This is a genomic window from Pseudomonas sp. GM25 (assembly GCF_000282255.1).
Lineage (GTDB): Bacteria > Pseudomonadota > Gammaproteobacteria > Pseudomonadales > Pseudomonadaceae > Aquipseudomonas > Aquipseudomonas aphyarum.
In genome coordinates this window covers 50626-68092 of the sequence record NZ_AKJQ01000045.1, presented here as the reverse complement: position 1 = coordinate 68092, position 17467 = coordinate 50626, and the positions used below count along the sequence as shown (strand labels likewise).

Annotated in this window: 11 protein-coding genes; 7 read left to right on the top strand and 4 right to left on the bottom strand. The window is 62.7% G+C overall.

Going from position 1 to position 17467, the window contains the following annotated elements; genetic code table 11:
• Nucleotides 1–24: 24 nt before the first annotated feature.
• From mgtA to PMI24_RS18070, 3 genes are all read right to left on the bottom strand, one after another.
• Nucleotides 25–2724 (bottom strand): magnesium-translocating P-type ATPase, encoded by a 2700-nt coding sequence (mgtA, locus tag PMI24_RS18080; RefSeq protein ID WP_007956391.1) that lies wholly within the window; start codon nucleotides 2722–2724, stop codon nucleotides 25–27.
• Nucleotides 2725–3293: 569 nt separating this feature from the next.
• Nucleotides 3294–4631 carry a lysine N(6)-hydroxylase/L-ornithine N(5)-oxygenase family protein gene (locus tag PMI24_RS18075; RefSeq protein WP_007956387.1) on the bottom strand — a complete coding sequence of 446 codons (1338 nt, stop codon included), beginning with the start codon at nucleotides 4629–4631 and terminating at the stop codon, nucleotides 3294–3296.
• Nucleotides 4632–4744: 113 nt separating this feature from the next.
• Nucleotides 4745–5227 (bottom strand): sigma-70 family RNA polymerase sigma factor, encoded by a 483-nt coding sequence (locus PMI24_RS18070; RefSeq protein WP_007956380.1) that lies wholly within the window; start codon nucleotides 5225–5227, stop codon nucleotides 4745–4747.
• Nucleotides 5228–5546: 319 nt separating this feature from the next.
• On the opposite strand from PMI24_RS18070, the gene PMI24_RS18065 reads away from it, so the two are divergent.
• From PMI24_RS18065 to PMI24_RS18055, 3 genes are read left to right on the top strand one after another with little or no spacing between them, the layout of a single operon-like run.
• On the top strand, nucleotides 5547–6719 hold the full coding sequence (locus PMI24_RS18065; RefSeq protein WP_007956378.1) for an efflux RND transporter periplasmic adaptor subunit: 1173 nt from the start codon (nucleotides 5547–5549) through the stop codon (nucleotides 6717–6719).
• Nucleotides 6720–8693: a MacB family efflux pump subunit gene (locus PMI24_RS18060; RefSeq protein WP_007956377.1), complete on the top strand. Its 1974-nt coding sequence runs from the start codon at nucleotides 6720–6722 to the stop codon at nucleotides 8691–8693.
• A gap of 7 nt (nucleotides 8694–8700) precedes the next feature.
• Nucleotides 8701–10095, top strand: a complete 1395-nt coding sequence (locus tag PMI24_RS18055) for an efflux transporter outer membrane subunit (protein WP_007956374.1) — start codon at nucleotides 8701–8703, stop codon at nucleotides 10093–10095.
• 131 nt (nucleotides 10096–10226) lie between these two features.
• Here PMI24_RS18055 and pvdP read toward each other — a convergent pair whose 3' ends face one another.
• Nucleotides 10227–11846, bottom strand: a complete 1620-nt coding sequence (gene pvdP, locus PMI24_RS18050; protein ID WP_007956372.1) for a pyoverdine maturation tyrosinase PvdP — start codon at nucleotides 11844–11846, stop codon at nucleotides 10227–10229.
• 174 nt (nucleotides 11847–12020) lie between these two features.
• On the opposite strand from pvdP, the gene pvdM reads away from it, so the two are divergent.
• From pvdM to PMI24_RS18030, 4 genes are all read left to right on the top strand, one after another.
• Entirely contained in the window at nucleotides 12021–13391 is a 1371-nt protein-coding gene (gene pvdM / locus PMI24_RS18045) for a pyoverdine-tailoring dipeptidase-like protein PvdM (protein ID WP_007956370.1), read from the top strand.
• Entirely contained in the window at nucleotides 13388–14671 is a 1284-nt protein-coding gene (pvdN, locus tag PMI24_RS18040) for a pyoverdine-tailoring periplasmic protein PvdN (protein ID WP_007956368.1), read from the top strand. Before pvdM ends, pvdN begins: the two co-directional genes overlap by 4 nt.
• Before the next feature lie 32 nt (nucleotides 14672–14703).
• Nucleotides 14704–15612, top strand: coding sequence for a dihydropyoverdine dehydrogenase (pvdO, locus tag PMI24_RS18035; protein ID WP_007956367.1), 909 nt, complete (start codon nucleotides 14704–14706; stop codon nucleotides 15610–15612).
• 151 nt (nucleotides 15613–15763) lie between these two features.
• Complete coding sequence (locus tag PMI24_RS18030; protein WP_007956365.1) at nucleotides 15764–17425, top strand: cyclic peptide export ABC transporter; 1662 nt, start codon at nucleotides 15764–15766, stop codon at nucleotides 17423–17425.
• Nucleotides 17426–17467: the final 42 nt, after the last annotated feature.

Here is a 17467-nt window from a genome sequence, read left to right as displayed (position 1 = left end):
CCACAAGGGGGGAATTCTTGCCTGTTACTGCCAGCCGAAGCGGCGGATGTAGAAGCCTTTGACGGCTTGAGTCAGCGCCATGTACGCCAGCAGGATCACCGGCAGGAACACGAAGTACATCGATGGCAGCGCCTGCAATTTGAAGTAGTGCGCCAGCGGCCCCATCGGCAGGAAAATGCCCACGGCCATGATGATTCCGGTCATCACCAGCAACGGCATGGCCGCGCGGCTTTGCAGGAACGGAATCTTCGGCGTGCGGATCATGTGCACGATCAGCGTCTGGGTCAGCAGCCCCACCACAAACCAGCCGGACTGGAACAGGGTCTGGTGATCCGGGGTGTTGGCATCGAACACGTACCACATCAAGGCGAACGTTGTGATGTCGAAGATCGAACTGATCGGGCCGAAGAACAGCATGAAGCGCCCGACATCGCCCGGCTGCCAGCGTTGCGGCTGTTTCAGCATCTCGTCGTCGACGTTGTCGAACGGGATCGCGATCTGCGAAATGTCATACAGCAGGTTCTGCACCAGCAGGTGCATCGGCAGCATCGGCAGGAACGGAATGAACGCACTGGCGACCAGTACCGAGAACACGTTGCCGAAGTTCGAGCTGGCGGTCATCTTGATGTACTTGAGCATGTTGGCGAAGGTCCGGCGCCCTTCCAGCACGCCCTCCTCCAGCACCATCAGGCTTTTCTCCAGCAGGATGATGTCCGCCGCTTCCTTGGCGATGTCCACCGCGCTGTCCACGGAAATCCCGATGTCTGCGGTGCGCAGCGCCGGGGCGTCGTTGATGCCGTCGCCCATGAACCCGACCACGTGACCGTTGCCCTTGAGGATGCGCACGATGCGTTCCTTGTGCGACGGCGTCAGCTTGGCGAACACGTTGGTGGTTTCCACCGCCACCGCCAGTTCCGCGTCGCTCATGCGTTCGATGTCGTTGCCCATCAGCAGGCCTTGCTGGGCCAGGCCCACTTCCCGGCAGATCTTGGCGGTCACCAGCTCGTTGTCGCCGGTCAGCACTTTCACGGCCACGCCGTGTTCGGCCAGGGCCTTCAGCGCTGGTGCGGTGCTTTCCTTCGGTGGATCGAGAAACGCCACGTAACCGATCAGCGTCAGTTCCTGCTCGTCGCCCAAGCTGTAAGTGTCACGCCCTTCAGGCATCGACCGTGCCGCCACCGCTACCACGCGCAAGCCTTCAGCGTTGAATGCTGCAGTGACCTGACGGATTTTCGCCAGCAATTCATCGCTCAAGGCTTCGTCGACTTCACCGTGACGAACCCGGCTGCACACCGCCAGCACTTCTTCAACCGCGCCTTTGCAGATCAGTTGATGCGGCTGGCCGCGCCCTTCGACGACCACCGACATGCGCCGACGATTGAAGTCGAACGGGATCTCGTCGACCTTGCGAAACGCCGTGCCAACCTTCAGTTCGCGGTGGATTTCCACGTGTTCCAGCACCGCCACATCAAGCAGGTTTTTCAGGCCGGTCTGGTAGTAGCTGTTGAGGTAAGCCATTTCCAGCACGTCATCGGAGTCTTCGCCCCAAACGTCGACGTTACGCGCCAGGAAGATCTTGTCCTGGGTCAGCGTGCCGGTCTTGTCGGTGCACAACACGTCCATGGCGCCGAAGTTCTGGATCGCATCCAGGCGTTTGACGATGACTTTCTTGCGCGACAGGAACACCGCGCCCTTGGCCAGCGTCGAGGTGACAATCATCGGCAGCATTTCCGGGGTCAGGCCCACGGCAATCGACAGCGCGAACAGCAGGGCTTCGGTCCAGTCGCCCTTGGTGAATCCGTTGATGAACAACACCAGCGGCGCCATGACGAACATGAAACGGATCAACAGCCAGCTGACTTTGTTCACGCCTTGCTGGAACGAAGTCACCGCGCGATCAGTCGCCCCGACCCGCTGCGCCAGCGCACCGAAATAGGTGCTGTTGCCGGTGGTGAGAATCACCGCCACCGCCGTGCCGGACACTACGTTGGTGCCCATGAACAGGATGTTGTCGAGTTCCAGCGGATTGCGCGTGTCACGATCGGCCTGACGCGGGAATTTCTCCACCGGCATCGATTCACCGGTCATCGCCGCCTGGCTGACGAACAGGTCCTTGGCGCTGAGCACCCGGCAATCGGCGGGAATCATGTCGCCGGCCGAGAGCACGATCAGATCGCCGGGCACCAATTGCTTGATCGGCAGTTCAGCGCGCGGCGCATCCCGGCGCAGCACCGTGGCGGTGTTGCTGACCATCGCTTTGAGCGCGTCAGCGGCCTGGTTGGATTTGCTTTCCTGCCAGAAGCGCAGCAGCGTCGAGAGCACCACCATCGAGAAAATCACGATGGCGGCCTTGAGGTCTTCGGTCAGCCACGAGATCACCGCCAACAGTGTCAGCAGCAGGTTGAACGGGTTCTTGTAGCAGTGCCACAGGTGGGTCCACCACGGCAGCGGTTGCTCGTGTTCGACTTCGTTGAGGCCATGCTGCGCACGCAGTACATCGACTTCGAAATCGGTGAGGCCGTCGGTGTGGGTGCCGAGGTTCGACAGCAGCACGCCGCTGTCGCAATGGGCGGCATCCACCAGTGTATTGGCGAGAGTTGGCGGCACTTCACGGCTGACCGTGGTGTCGCTGAGGGTTTCCAGCAAGGCCAGGCGACGGAAGTGCCGGGCGATGTGGCGGGTCCGCAGGAAGCCTGCGAAAAATTCCTTGAGCGTAAGTTTCATGGCTGTTGCCCCTATGGTCAGCCGGGAAACCGTCGAGCAGGTACGTCCTCGTCCTGGGCACCGCAAAACCGGCACGGCAAGGCGTGGCGCGCCGGTCAGAAAAGACAGGCGTGTCGATAGGGCTGCAATGACGACGACGAAGTCGAAATCACAGGCTTTTCAGTGTCGATGAGAAGGACGTCGGGACATGACCGGGACCGGTCATGATCGGGATGCCGCTGCTCGCTGTTCGGCGAGACAACAGCACAAAGGAATGCGCGTTATCTTGCCGAGAATCTGCCGGTTACAAGGACCGGCCGACAACTGTCACTCGAACAAGTACCCACTGTGGGTCTCCGCTATTGATGAAAACGCGCGAAGCTTACGCCCCGATGTCTGGAGAGTAAACCCGCAAAAGGAAGTGTGTCGGGGAATGTGGCGGGTGTTCAGGAAGGGTTCAGGATTGGAAACCTTCGGTGCCCTGGAAGACCCAATCGCGAGCAGGCTCGCTCCCACCGTTGTCCTGCGTACACAGAACCATTGTGGGAGCGAGCCTGCTCGCGATGGCGATCGTGGAAGCGCTGAAGATCTTAGCTGGCAGTGGCCAACAACAGATCCATCACCGAACGGCTGTGCCCGCGGTTCTTGCCATGCTCATACAGCGAGCCGGCAATCTCGTCCGCGCGGATCGGCAGGATCGACAGCAGCGTATCGCTCAGACCGTGGCTGGCCTGGCAGAAGCCCTGCATGTACAGACCGGCCTTGCAGCGCTCGTCGGTGATCAACCGGTAATTGCGATCGACCTCGAAATCGCCCAGGTACTCTTCCAGCGGCGCCAGCAGTTTGCGGTGCATCTGACGCTCGTAACCGGTGGCCAGCACGACCGCGTCGTAGGCACGCACGGTGACTTCGCCGGTGGCGTTGTTGCGCACGGTCAGTTCGATACCGCGTTCGGTGGCGGTGGCTTTCTCGACCGTGGTCAGGGTGCGGAACGCATGGCGTGCGACACCGGAAACCTTCTGGCGATAGAAGATGCCGTAGATGCGCTCGATCAGGTCGATGTCGACCACCGAGTAGTTGGTGTTGTGGTACTCGTTGACCAGACGCTCACGCTCGCTGCTCTTCTGCTGGAAGATCAGGTCGGTGAACTCCGGCGAGAACACTTCGTTGACGAACGGGCTGTCGTCCGCCGGCTTCAGGGCCGAGCCGCGCAGGATCATGTCGACCTGCACCGACGGGAACGAATCGTTCAGGTCGATGAAGGCTTCCGCCGCGCTCTGGCCGCCACCGATGATTGCGATGCTCATCGGCTGGTTGTTGATGCACGGCTGCTTGGCCATCTCGGCCAGGTACTGCGAGTGATGGAACACCCGACCGTCGCCCTTCAGTGCCTTGAACGCCTCGGGAATGCGCGGCGTGCCGCCGGCGCTGACCACCACCGAACGCGCAGTACGCACGAACTGCTGGCCGTCCGTACCACGGGAAATCACCCGCAGCGCTTCGACCTGATGGTTGTGCAGCACCGGCTCGATGGTCAGCACTTCTTCGCCGTAACGGCTCTGTTCAGTGAACTGTGCAGCCACCCAGCGCAGGTAGTCGTTGTACTCCATGCGGCACGGGTAGAAGGTGCCGAGGTTGATGAAGTCCACCAGACGACCGTGGTGCTTGAGGTAGTTGACGAACGAGTACGGGCTGGTCGGATTGCGCAGGGTCACCAGATCCTTGAGGAAGGAAATCTGCAACTCGCTCTGGGTCGACAGGGTGTTGCCGTGCCAGCTGTAGTTGGGTTGTTTGTCGAGAAACAGAACATCCAGTTCCCCCTGGATCGGGCCGCGCTCTTGCAGAGCGATGGCCAGCGCCAGGTTCGAAGGGCCGAAACCGACGCCGATCAGGTCGTGAACGATGGGCGATGCAATTGCCTGTGTCATTTCCAGTGTCCTCTGGACGAAAAGCCTGAGTGACCTGACCGGCCTTGAGCAGGACAGCAGATCGTCTGTTGAGTAGGAACGAGGACAGTGAAATAAAATTTAACGACGACGGCTCAATGGGCGTCCCATTGTTTGATGCGCAGGCGGCAATGCTTCATGGCGTTCACGATGTGCTTTTCCACCAGAGCCTTGGAAATCCCTAGGTGTTCGGCAATCTCGGGGTGCGACAGACCTTCGATCTTGCGCAGCAGAAAACTTTCGCGGCACAGCGGCGAAAGTTCAGCCAGGGCACGCTGGAGCATCTCCAGTCGCTGGCCGTGATCGAAAGTGTTGTGGGGGGATGGCGTGAAGTAGCGCTCTTCGCTGTCGAGCACTTCCAGCGACTCGACCTGACGCAGGGCATTGCGCCGATGGTCGTCGATCACCAGATTGAGTGCGGTGCGATAGAGAAATGCGCGAGGCTGCTCGATCGGCGTTTCGCTGGATCGCTCCAGCACCCGCAGATAAGCGTCATGCACCACGTCTTCGGCCACCTGACGGTTGCCGAGCCTGGCGTTCAGGAAACACACCAACTCGCGATAGTAGTTTTCCAACATGATTCCCCGCCGCAGCGTGCGGTTTCGATCCTTGAGCCAGATCCGCGACTGTCGAAACAGGCAGTGGCACGGTAATGGCAATTTCAGGTGCGTAATTTATAGTAATTCTCATATAGATTTAAAGCGCTGTTTCGGTTTGCCCGACAAATTGTTCTCGCCTATACCTGTTACCGCGTTTTTCAGCGCTTAAATTCCCCGTTCCCTCTCTCGTTTAACCAACAGCCCTCCCGTGTCTGTCGTGCCCTGCGACAGCATTCGGCCGTGCCCGCTTGCGGTGCCCGCCGGATGACGGGCCGATTCACACTGGCCGGAACCCCGCATGAAACGTCCCCGCCCCGCCCGACGCGCCCTGCTCATCGCTCTTTGCCTGATCCCCGTGATTGCCGTTGCGGCGTGGCAAGTCCTGCCGCCCGGTCGCGATCAGTTCGCCACCGTTTCCGTCAGCCGTGGCGACATCGAAAGCAGCGTCACCGCGCTGGGCACGCTGCAGCCGCGGCGCTATGTGGACGTCGGCGCCCAGGCGTCGGGGCAGATCCAGAAAATCCACGTCGAGGTCGGTGACGTGGTCAAGGAAGGCCAGTTGCTGGTGGAAATCGACCCGTCCACGCAGAAAGCCAAACTCGACGCCGGGCGTTTCTCCATCGAAAACCTCAAGGCGCAATTGCAGGAGCAAAAAGCCCAGCACGAACTGGCGCAGCAGAAATATCAGCGTCAGCAGAATCTCGCCGCCGGCGGCGCGACCCGCGAAGAAGACGTGCAGACCGCCCGCGCCGAACTGAAAGCCACTCAGGCGCGCATCGACATGTTCCAGGCCCAGATCCGTCAGGCCGAAGCCAGCCTGCGCAGCGACCAGGCCGAACTCGGCTACACCCGCATCTACGCGCCGATGGCCGGCACAGTGGTCGCGCTCGATGCCCGCGAAGGCCAGACCCTCAACGCCCAGCAGCAGACGCCACTGATCCTGCGTATCGCCAAACTGTCGCCGATGACGGTATGGGCCGAGGTTTCAGAAGCCGACATCGGCCACGTCAAACCGGGCATGACCGCCTACTTCACCACCCTCAGCGGCGGCAACCGGCGCTGGAGCAGTACCGTGCGGCAGATCCTGCCGGTTCCGCCCAAGCCGCTGGACCAGACCAGCCAGGGCGGCGGCAGCCCCGCCAGCACCAGCAAAAGCGGCAGTGCCCGCGTGGTGCTGTATACCGTGCTGCTGGACGTCGACAACGCCGACAACGCGCTGATGGCGGAAATGACCACGCAAGTCTTCTTCGTCGCCCACCAGGCGCAAAACGTGCTTACCGCACCGGTTGCCGCGCTGCAGGGCAGCACCACCGCCAACCTGCAGACCGCGCAGGTGATCGCCGCCAACGGCAAGATCGAAACCCGCGAAGTGCGCACCGGCATCAGCGACCGCTTGAAAGTGCAGATTCTCGAAGGCCTCAACGAGGGCGATCACCTGGTGATCGGCCCGGCCACCGGCAGCGGAGGTTGAATGCAAACACCTCTGATCGACCTGCAGGACATCCGCAAATCCTACGGCGGCGGCGACGCGCCCGAGGTTCATGTCCTGCGCGGTATCGACCTGTCGATCCACGCCGGCGAATTCGTGGCGATCGTTGGCGCCTCCGGCTCCGGCAAGTCGACGCTGATGAACATCCTCGGCTGCCTCGACCGGCCGACCACCGGCGAATATCGCTTCGCCGGGGAAAACGTCGCTGGCCTGGACACCGACGAACTGGCCTGGCTACGCCGCGAGGCCTTTGGTTTCGTGTTCCAGGGTTATCACCTGATTCCGTCCGGCTCGGCCCAGGAAAACGTCGAGATGCCGGCGATCTACGCCGGCACACCCGCCGCCGAACGCCACGCCCGCGCCGCCGCCCTGCTCGACCGCCTCGGCCTGGCCTCGCGCACCGGCAACCGGCCGCATCAACTTTCCGGCGGCCAGCAGCAACGGGTGTCGATTGCCCGGGCCTTGATGAACGGCGGCCATATCATCCTCGCCGACGAGCCCACCGGCGCCCTCGACAGTCACAGCGGCAAGGAAGTCATGGCGCTGCTCGACGAGCTGGCGAGCCAGGGCCATGTGGTGATTCTGATCACCCACGACCGCGAAGTGGCTGCGCGAGCCAAACGCATCATCGAAATCAGCGACGGCCTGATCGTCAGCGACAGTGCCCGCCACAACCCCGAGGCCCAGACCAGCGCCAACCCCGGTGCCTTGCAGGCGGTGGATCTGCGCAAGCGCCTGAGCGAAGGTGCCGAAGCGACAGGCGCCTGGAAAGGCGAACTGATCGACGCACTGCACGCCGCCTGGCGGGTGATGTGGATCAACCGCTTCCGCACCGCCCTGACGTTGCTGGGGATCATCATCGGCGTGGCGTCGGTGGTGGTCATGCTCGCGGTCGGCGAAGGCAGCAAGCGCCAGGTCATGGCGCAAATGGGCGCGTTCGGCTCGAACATCATTTACCTCAGCGGCTCGTCACCCAACCCGCGCACACCGCCAGGCATCGTCACCCTCGATGACGTGGCGGCACTGGCCAGCCTGCCGCAGGTCATGCGAATCATGCCGGTCAACGGCGCCGAGGCCGGCGTGCGGTTCGGCAATGCCGACTACTTGAGTTACGTCGGCGGCAACGACACCAACTTCCCGGCAATCTTCAACTGGCCTGTGGTGCAGGGCAGCTACTTCACCGAAGCCGATGAACGCAATGCCGCCGCAGTCGCAGTGATCGGCCACAAGGTTCGCACCAAATTGCTCAAGGATGTCGCCAACCCCATCGGCCAATACATCCTGATCGAGAACGTGCCCTTCCAGGTGGTCGGCGTGCTGGCGGAAAAAGGCGCCAGCTCCGGCGACTCCGACAGCGACAACCGCATCGCCGTGCCCTACTCCGCCGCCAGCGTCCGCCTGTTCGGCACACGCAATCCGGAATACGTGGCGATCGCCGCCGCCGATGCGCGCAAGGTCAAGGAAGCCGAACACGCCATCGAGCAACTGATGCTGCGCCTGCACAACGGCAAGAAGGATTTCGAACTGACCAACAACGCCGCGATGATCCAGGCCGAAGCCCGCACGCAAAACACCCTGTCGCTGATGCTCGGTTCGATTGCCGCTATTTCGCTGCTGGTGGGCGGGATCGGCGTGATGAACATCATGCTGATGACCGTGCGCGAGCGCACCCGCGAGATCGGTATTCGCATGGCGACCGGTGCCCGTCAGCGCGACATCCTGCGCCAGTTCCTCACCGAAGCGGTGATGCTCTCGGTGGTCGGCGGGATCGCCGGCATCGCCCTGGCACTGATCGTCGGCGGCGTGCTGATCCTCAGCGAAGTCGCCGTGGCGTTTTCCTTGATGGCGGTGCTCGGTGCCTTTGGCTGCGCCCTTGTGACCGGTGTTGTCTTCGGCTTCATGCCGGCCCGCAAAGCCGCCCGACTCGACCCGGTGACGGCCCTTACCAGTGAATGATCGATCTATGAAATCGCGCCTCAGCCTGTTGACCGTGTGCCTGATGCTCAGCGCCTGCGGTAATCCCGTCCAGCGTCCGGACAGCGGCTTGCAGCCGCCTGCGACCTGGCAATCGCCCCACGGCGCCAGCGTCGCCCGCATCGATCCGCAATGGTGGAAGCAGTTCGGCAGCGCCGAACTCGACCGCCTGATCGAACAGGCCCGCCTCGGCAGTTTCGACCTCGCGGCCGCCATGGCGCGGGTACGTCAGGCCCAGGCCGGCACCGTGATTGCCGGCGGCTCGCAGTTGCCGGAGGTGAAAGCCGGGGCCAATGCCAATCGGCAGAAATTGCTGCGCGGCAACGGCTACAGTCAGCTCGACGCCGACAACAGCAACAAGGCGGTGGATTATTTCGACGCCAGCCTGACCGCCACTTACGAGATCGACTTCTGGGGTGGCAAACGTGCCTCCCGCGACAGTGCCCAGTTTGCCCTGCAAGCCAGCGAGTTTGATCGGGCGACCGTGGAACTGACCTTGCTCAGCGGCGTGGCCAACACCTATGCGCAGGCCTTGTCCCTGCGCGAGCAAAGTCGTATCGCCGAACTGAATCTGGCGAACGCGCAGAACGTGCTGAAACTGGTGCAGACCCGCTTCGATTCAGGCTCGGCCACCGCACTGGAACTGGCCCAGCAGAAAAGCCTGGTGGCCGCGCAACAACGGCAATTGCCGCTGGTGCAACAACAGGCCCAGGACGCTTTGATCAGCCTCGCCGCCCTGCTCGGCCGGCCGGTGCAGAACCTGCAAACCGGCGCGGAGCCGTTCGACCGACTGCAATGGCCGACCATCACCGCTGGTGTGCCCAGCGAACTGCTCAGCCACCGTCCGGACATCGCCCGCGCCGAGGCGCAACTGGCGGCGGCCGAAGCCGACGTCAAGCTCGCCCGCGCCGCCATGCTGCCGAGCGTGACCCTGTCTGCCCAGCTCGGCTCCGGCGCCAATCAGTTCGACGACATCATCCGCAGCCCCTTCTACAACCTCACCGCCGGACTGCTCGCCCCCGTCTTCAACAACGGGCGACTGAGTGCCGAGCGCGACAAGGCCAGGGCCCGTCAGGAAGAACTGCTGGAAACCTATCGCGCCGCCATCATCAACGGTTTCGCCGACGTCGAAAAAGCCCTGAACAGCATTCGCGGGCTCGACGCGCAGCGGCAGTGGCAAAGTGAAGAGTTGAATCAGGCGCAGACCGCGTTCGACATCGCTCAGAGCCGCTATCAGGCGGGCGCCGAAGACTTGCTGACGGTGCTGGAAACCCAGCGCACGCTGTATGCGGCGCAGGATCTGAATGTGCAACTGCGGCTGTCGCGATTGCAGGCAAGTATCGGGTTGTACAAGGCACTGGGCGGTGGCTGGCAGGCGCTGTAATCGCAGCGAACTCAAGACCGCTTTCGCGAGCAAGCTCGCTCCCACGGTGACCGCATTCCATCTGAATGGACACGATCACTGTGGGAGCGAGCTTGCTGCATTGGGCGATCCAGCGAACGATGACGCGGTCCTCAGACCGCGTCGGTTTTGGCCTTCAGATTGCGCGCATACCACGGCCGCTTCGGCACTCGCCGGAACAACCCTTCCAGCTTCTTCTCATCCGAACCGAACACGATTCGCAGCGCAAGCTTCATGACTTCCGGATCCATCTCGACCGACTTGCCGACCTGCAACCCCGGCGTGGTGCTGCAACCGTGGGTGGTCGGGCCGAGCCACGGGTCAGCGACTTCGACCCAACGCCCAGGCGCAAACCATTTCACACCATTGACTTCAAGCCGCGTGACCTGACCTGGGTGGAAACGCTCGTGGGCGCGGAACCAGTCTTCCACGCGGTCATCGATCCAGCCGTGGAAATGCCAGAACACCGGGTTCACATGAGATGAAAACGGATCGCCGAGGAAGTCGTTTTCCGGGGCGAACCAGCGCGCGGCAAAATCGTCCAGATCCCGGGCCAGCGGCACCGGCTGACCGTTGGACGGATCACGCGGCACCGAAGCCCAGCGCATGTGCAGCCAGTCGTGCAGCCCCAGCTCGACTTCGGAGCCGAACTGACCGAGGGTCATCTTCGACAGATACTGTGGATCGCGGTACTGCGACTCCCAGACCTCGAAGTTGCTCTGATAGGTCTCGGCGGTCTTGATATCGCTGACCCACTGGCTGAATTCATCGTCGCCATCGGCCAGCCAGGTCGGCGGCAGTGCGGTGCCGTCGTGATTATCGAAGTAGCGGGCAAAACCCTGACGGTCGCGCACCAGCTCCGGCTGCGGCAGCGGAAAGAACTCCCACGACGGCAGATCCTGCAGCGAACGCGCCGTCCCGAGCATGTGCCGGTGCATGAAAAAGAAATCGATCCCTGAACCGTTGCGGTCCTTGCGCTTGCCCCGGGCGTCACGCTCCTGATCGCGAGGGCCGGGCTGCCAGCCGAGGCCGCGTATGGCGTTGCGTTTGTCCTCGGACAGGGTGTGCCATTTGTCCCGCGTCGCGTGCCACACCTGGTGGAACAGCCGATGCTCGGGCGACACCAGCCAGGCCAGCAAAGGCGCATTCAACGGCGTGCGCTGGCGGGCTTCGGGAAACAGGCATTTGACCGCGATGAAGCGGTGATCCTGCGCCGGCAAGGCCAGCGCGCGATCGAGGCGCTGGACACTGCCACTGAGGGTGCCGCTGCCGGCGTTGCCGAAATCCGCCCAGACCTCGTCGAGGATCATGTTCAGTTCGTAGTCGACGCTGCCGCCGGTGCCCAGCAGGCGCCAGCTGAGCTTCGAAGCCTCGGCCCCGGCCAGATCGCCGAGTATTCGGTAACGAGGTGTGTCGGCAGAGCGCAGACGCTCCGGCGTGTCGAGAAAACCGCACACGCCCCGGCCTTTCTGACCGATGTCGATGAACACTTCCAGGCCCTGGGTCGGCAAGCCGTCCAGGCCCGCATCACGCCCAACGAAGCGGATCTTCCAGACCCCGCGCAGCGCATTCGCCAGGCGTTGCCCGGCCACGTCGGCGACATCGAAAGACGCCTCACCGGGGGTGATCGTCGGGTCGGGCTTCGTCCATTCGCGATGCCCGAAATAAGCTGCAGGTACGGCAGCGCCGGTCAGCGCCAGGCCTGCCATGAACCATCGTCGAGAAATCCTCATTGCCCTACCTGTGTTCAGCCCTGAAGCAGGCTTTATCCAAGCTAGAACGTTTGCTGAGCGAACAAATTTAAGCGCCCTCGGGGCGGACTAATTTTCTCCCGCGCCCGCTCGTTCTTCCCAGATAGCAAAGGCCTCTGTGCCTGCACCTCGACGGCGAACCTGACTGAGATGGCAATGACAAAACCACGTTCGAAAAAGGCTCTTTACATCGGCCTGCCGCTGGCCCTGGCGATCAGCGCCGGCGCCGGTTTCGCGGTCTGGGATATCTGGTTCAAGGACAATCCCGGCTACCCTCGCAAAGTCATGCAGCAGGCCGAAGAGCTGCACGAACACATGCTCTCGTTCGACAGCCACATCACCATCACCCAGAACTTCGGCACCACCGGCCACGAAGTCGACAAGGACGGCAGCGACCAGTTCGACCTGGTCAAGGCCAATCGCGGACGCCTGTCCGGCGCGGCACTGACGATCTTCGGCTGGCCGGAAATCTGGAACGGCGCCAATGCCCCGCACAAACCCACCGCCGGCTTCGTCGACGAGGCGCGCAACCAGCAGGAAATCCGCTACAAGATCATTTCCGGCATGGTCCGCGACTTCCCCAACCAGGTCGGCATCGCCTACACCGCCGACGACTTCCGGCGCCTGCACGGCGAAGGCAAGTTCGCGATCTTCATCAGCATGCTCAACGCCTACCCGCTGGGCCACGACCTGAACCTGCTGGACCTGTGGACGGCGCGCGGCATGCGCATGTTCGGCTTCAGTTACATCGGCAACAACGACTGGGCCGACTCGTCGCGCCCGCTGCCGTTCTTCAATGATTCGCCGGACGCCCTCGACGGTCTTTCGGATCTGGGCAAGCAAGCGGTCAAGCGTCTGAACGACCTGGGCGTGATCATCGACGTGTCGCAGATGTCGACCAAGGCCCTGGAGCAAGTCGCGCAACTGAGCCGCACCCCGCTGGTGGCGTCGCACTCGGCGCCACGCGCCATGGTCGATATCCCGCGCAACCTCAGCGACAAGGAAATGCAGCTGATCAAGAACAGCGGCGGCGTGGTGCAGATCGTCGGCTTCTCGCAATACCTGCGACCGCTGACCCAGGGCACCCAGGACAAGCTCAACGAGCTGCGCAAACGCTACGACCTGCCGCCGCTGCCGAACCTGGCCGTAGCCCTGATGCCGGGCGATCCGATCATCTCGGCGTGGTCGGAGCAGAAATTCGGCGAATACGCCGGCCAGCTCTACGCAATCCTCGAAGGCGAACCCAAGGCCAGCCTCAAGGACCTGGGCGACGCCATCGATTACACAGTCAGAAAGATCGGTATCGACCACGTCGGCATCAGCTCGGACTTCAACGAAGGTGGCGGCGTCAAAGGCTGGGAGAACGTCGGCGAGATCCGCAACGTGACCGCCGAACTGCTGTCGCGCGGTTACACCGAAGCCGATATCGCCAAGCTCTGGGGCGGCAATTTCCTGCGGGTCTGGGACCAGGTGGAAAAATCCGCCAAACCGGCACTGGCCACTGCCCGGGAAGCCGCCAAGCCATGAGCAACCGTCGTGACTTTCTCAAGCAGGCCGGGATCCTCGCCGCCGCATTGCCATTGGGTGCGAGCCTGCCGAACATCGCCAACGCTTCGACCGCCGCCGCCTCGCTGCCACGCAACAAGTGGGCGCAGTTGCAGCAATTGTTCGATCAGGATCCGGCGTGGCTGCACTTCTCCAACTTCCTGATCACCACCCACCCGCGCCCGGTGCGCGAGGCGATCGAAATGCACCGCGCCGCCCTCGACAAGAACCCAGGGCTGGCGATGGACTGGGACCACGGCGTCACCGAAAAACGCGAGGAAGCCGTGCGCGTGCTGGCCGGCCAATACGTGCAGGCCGATGCCCGGCAGATTGCGCTTACCGGCAGCACCACCGAAGGCCTGGCGATGATTTACGGCGGCGTGCAAGTGCGCGCCGATCAGGAAATCCTCACCACGGCCCACGAGCATTACGCAACGCACACCATCCTCGAACTGCGCACCCAGCGTGACGGCACCAAGGTGCGCAAGATCCGTCTGTTCAAGGATCCTTACCGGATCAGCAAGGATGAACTGCTGGCCAATATCGACCGCAGCATCCGCCCGGAAACCCGCGTGCTGGGCATGTGCTGGGTGCATTCGGGCAGCGGCGTGAAACTGCCGCTCGCCGACATCGGGGCGCTGGTCGACAAGCATAATCGCGGGCGCAGCGAAGCCGACCGGATCATCTACGTGGTGGACGGCGTGCACGGTTTCGGCGTGGAAGACGTGGGCTTCCCGGCCATGAACTGCGACTTCTTCATCGCCGGCACCCACAAGTGGATGTTCGGCCCGCGCGGCACCGGGATCGTGGTCAGCCGCACGCCGGAAGTGAAATACGTCACGCCGATCATCCCGACCTTTTCCGAGGCCGAGCACTTCTCCACCACCATGACCCCGGGCGGCTATCACGCTTTCGAACACCGCTGGGCGCTGACCGAGGCGTTCAAGTTGCACCTGCAACTGGGCAAGGCCGACGTGCAGGCGCGCATTCATGAACTCAACAGCTACCTGAAAAAACGCCTGCTGCAACGCCCGCAGATCGAGCTGGTCACGCCGTTGAGCCCTGAGTTTTCCGCCGGCTTCACCTTCTTCCGGGTCACTGGCAAGAACAGCGACAAGATCGCCGCGCACCTGATGGCCAACAAAGTCGTGGCCGACGCCGTCGAGCGCGATGTCGGGCCAGTGATCCGCACCGCACCGGGCCTGCTCAACGATGAAGCCCAGATCGACCGCCTGCTGGCGGTGCTGGATCAGGCGCTGTGAGCCGAACCTTTTTCCTTTTGACGAGACTCGAAATGAACAGTGAACTGCCTCGTTTTGCCTTGAAAAGCCTGTCGGCGCTGACGCTCGCCGCCCTCGCCGCCTGCCTGCTGCCGACCACTGCCCAGGCCGCCACCCCGCCGGTACCGGGCAAGGTGTTCAAGGACTGCAAGGACTGCCCGGAAATGGTTGTGCTGCCCACCGGCACGTTCACCATGGGCACGCCTGAAGACGAAGTCGGCCGTGAGCCCGACGAAGGCCCGATGCACCCGGTGACGTTCGCCAAACCGCTGGCGATCAGCCGTTTCCAGGTGCTCAAGGGCGAATGGTTTGCCTACCTCAAGGACACCGGTTACGTCATGCCCGACGGCGATACCCGCCCGGGGCGCGCGTGCAAGGCCGGGGTTCCCGACTACGCCGGCAGCGACCCACGCAAGCAGTACACCGACAAGCACCCGGCGGTGTGCATGGACTTCGCCGAGGCCAACGCGTACGTGGCCTGGCTATTGAAAAAGACCGGCAAGCAATACCGGCTGGTGAGTGAGTCCCTGCGCGAATACGCCGCCCGTGGCGGCACCACCGGGCCGTTCCCGTTCCCGTTCGATGAGGGCAAGGAATACAGCATCGCCAAGCACGCCAATACCTACGGTGCGGCCGATGGCTACAACTTCACCGCGCCGGCCGGCAGCTTCCCGCCCAACGCCTTCGGTGTGTACGACATGCACGGCAACGTCTACGAATGGACCGCCGATTGCTACAACGAAAACTACGAAGGCGCGCCGAGCGACGGCAGTGCGTGGGAGACCGGCAAGTGCCAGTTCAAGCGCATTCGCGGCAACGACTGGGGCGAAGCACCGGTGTTCTCCCGCTCCGGCAACCGCAATGCGCTGGTGCCGACCGAGCGTGGCGACTGGATCGGTTTTCGCGTGGCGCGCGACCTGTAACCGCGAGCACCGCAGCGGCACTCGTCGCTCGCTCGTCGCTTGAGTCCTCGATAAACCCGCGGGCGGCTAAATCGCTGCCCGCGGGTTTCGTCTTTTAACCAGCCCTACCCTTGAACCAATGCCTTGACCGGCACCAAAAGCGGAAACCTCCATGACCACAAAATCGCGCGGAGCCATCAGTGAAGTCCTCGGCCTGCTCAAGCCTTACCGGGTCGTCGTGGCGCTGTCGATCCTGCTCGGCATGCTCGGTGGCGTCAGCGTCACCGCCCTGCTGGCGACCATCAACAAAGCCCTGAACGGCGCCGGCAGCCCTTCGGCCACGGTATTGGCGACGTTTGCCGGCCTCTGCGCCTTTGCCCTGTTGACCTCGATTCTGTCGGACATCGGCACCAACCACGTCGGCCAGCACATCATTGCCGGGCTGCGCAAATCCCTGGGTGAAAAGGTCCTGCTGGCGCCCATCGAACAAATTGAACGGTTCCGCAGCCACCGCCTGATTCCGGTGCTGACCCACGACGTCGACACGGTCAGCGATTTCGCCTTTTCCTTCGCGCCGCTGGCCATCGCCTTTACCGTGACGCTCGGTTGCCTGGGCTATCTGGCGTTCCTGTCGCTGCCGATGTTCATCCTGCTGCTGGTGGCCCTGGTGGTCGGCATTGCGGTGCAATACGTCGCCCGCAACAAAGGCATCAAAGGCTTCGAAACCGCTCGCGAAGCCGAGGATGAACTGCAAAAGCACTACAGCGCGATTGCCGCCGGCGCCAAGGAGTTGCGCATTCATCGGCCGCGTCGCCAGCGCATGTTCAGCCAGCGCATCGAAGGCACCGCCGATTTCATCTGCCGGACCCACATTCGTTCGGTCAACATTTTCGTGATGGCCAAGACGTTCGGCTCGATGCTGTTTTTCGTGGTCATCGGCCTGGTGCTGGCGCTCCAGTCCTTGTGGCTGGGCACTGACAAAGCGGTGCTCAGCGGTTTCGTGTTGGTGCTGCTGTACATGAAAGGCCCGCTGGAATACCTGATCACCACCCTGCCGGTGATCAGCCGCGCGAACATCGCGTTCAAGCGCATCAACGATCTGGCCGAGCAGTTTTCCTCGCCTGAGCCGCACCTGCTGCTGAGCGAATCCGCACCGGTGAGCAAAACCCCGGTCCAGCAGCTGCAAATGCACAACGTGCATTACGCCTTTCCCCCGGTCAAAGGCAGCGCCGCCTTCGAACTGGGCCCGGTCAATCTGAACATCGCTCAGGGCGACATCGTGTTCATCGTCGGCGAGAACGGCGGCGGCAAGACCACCCTGATCAAACTGCTGCTGGGGCTGTATGCGCCACAGCGCGGTGAAGTCCTGCTCAACGGTCAGGTGGTCGATGCCCGGGCCCGCGATGACTACCGCCAGCTGTTCACCACGATTTTTGCCGACTACTACCTGTTCGATGAGCTGGTACAGGGCGATCAACAGGTCCCTGCCGATGCCGGCCGGTATCTGGAGCGCTTGGAAATCGCCCACAAGGTGAGCATTCAGGATGGCGTGTTCAGCACCACCGATCTGTCCACCGGCCAGCGCAAGCGTCTGGCCCTGATCAACGCCTGGCTGGAGGAACGTCCGGTGCTGGTGTTCGACGAATGGGCCGCCGACCAGGACCCGGCATTCCGGCGGATTTTCTACACCGAGTTGCTGCCGGAACTGAAACAGATGGGCAAGACGATCATCGTGATCTCCCACGACGACCGCTATTTCGACGTCGCCGATCAACTGGTGCGCATGGAGGGTGGCCGGGTCGTCACCCACAAAAAGCCCCTCGAAACCGCCTGAGCGAAAGCGCCCTTTCAGCCGACAGCGCCTGTGCGCTGGCGG

What these genes read in the sequence shown, in the direction of transcription:
- pvdO (WP_007956367.1), top strand. Translation starts at nt 14,704, where the DNA reads ATGAACAGTGAACTGCCTCGTTTTGCCTTGAAAAGCCTGTCGGCGCTG.
- PMI24_RS18055 (WP_007956374.1), top strand. Translation starts at nt 8,701, where the DNA reads ATGAAATCGCGCCTCAGCCTGTTGACCGTGTGCCTGATGCTCAGCGCC.
- PMI24_RS18075 (WP_007956387.1), bottom strand. Translation starts at nt 4,631, where the DNA reads ATGACACAGGCAATTGCATCGCCCATCGTTCACGACCTGATCGGCGTC.
- PMI24_RS18060 (WP_007956377.1), top strand. Translation starts at nt 6,720, where the DNA reads ATGCAAACACCTCTGATCGACCTGCAGGACATCCGCAAATCCTACGGC.
- pvdM (WP_007956370.1), top strand. Translation starts at nt 12,021, where the DNA reads ATGACAAAACCACGTTCGAAAAAGGCTCTTTACATCGGCCTGCCGCTG.
- pvdN (WP_007956368.1), top strand. Translation starts at nt 13,388, where the DNA reads ATGAGCAACCGTCGTGACTTTCTCAAGCAGGCCGGGATCCTCGCCGCC.
- mgtA (WP_007956391.1), bottom strand. Translation starts at nt 2,724, where the DNA reads ATGAAACTTACGCTCAAGGAATTTTTCGCAGGCTTCCTGCGGACCCGC.
- PMI24_RS18065 (WP_007956378.1), top strand. Translation starts at nt 5,547, where the DNA reads ATGAAACGTCCCCGCCCCGCCCGACGCGCCCTGCTCATCGCTCTTTGC.
- PMI24_RS18070 (WP_007956380.1), bottom strand. Translation starts at nt 5,227, where the DNA reads ATGTTGGAAAACTACTATCGCGAGTTGGTGTGTTTCCTGAACGCCAGG.
- PMI24_RS18030 (WP_007956365.1), top strand. Translation starts at nt 15,764, where the DNA reads ATGACCACAAAATCGCGCGGAGCCATCAGTGAAGTCCTCGGCCTGCTC.
- pvdP (WP_007956372.1), bottom strand. Translation starts at nt 11,846, where the DNA reads ATGAGGATTTCTCGACGATGGTTCATGGCAGGCCTGGCGCTGACCGGC.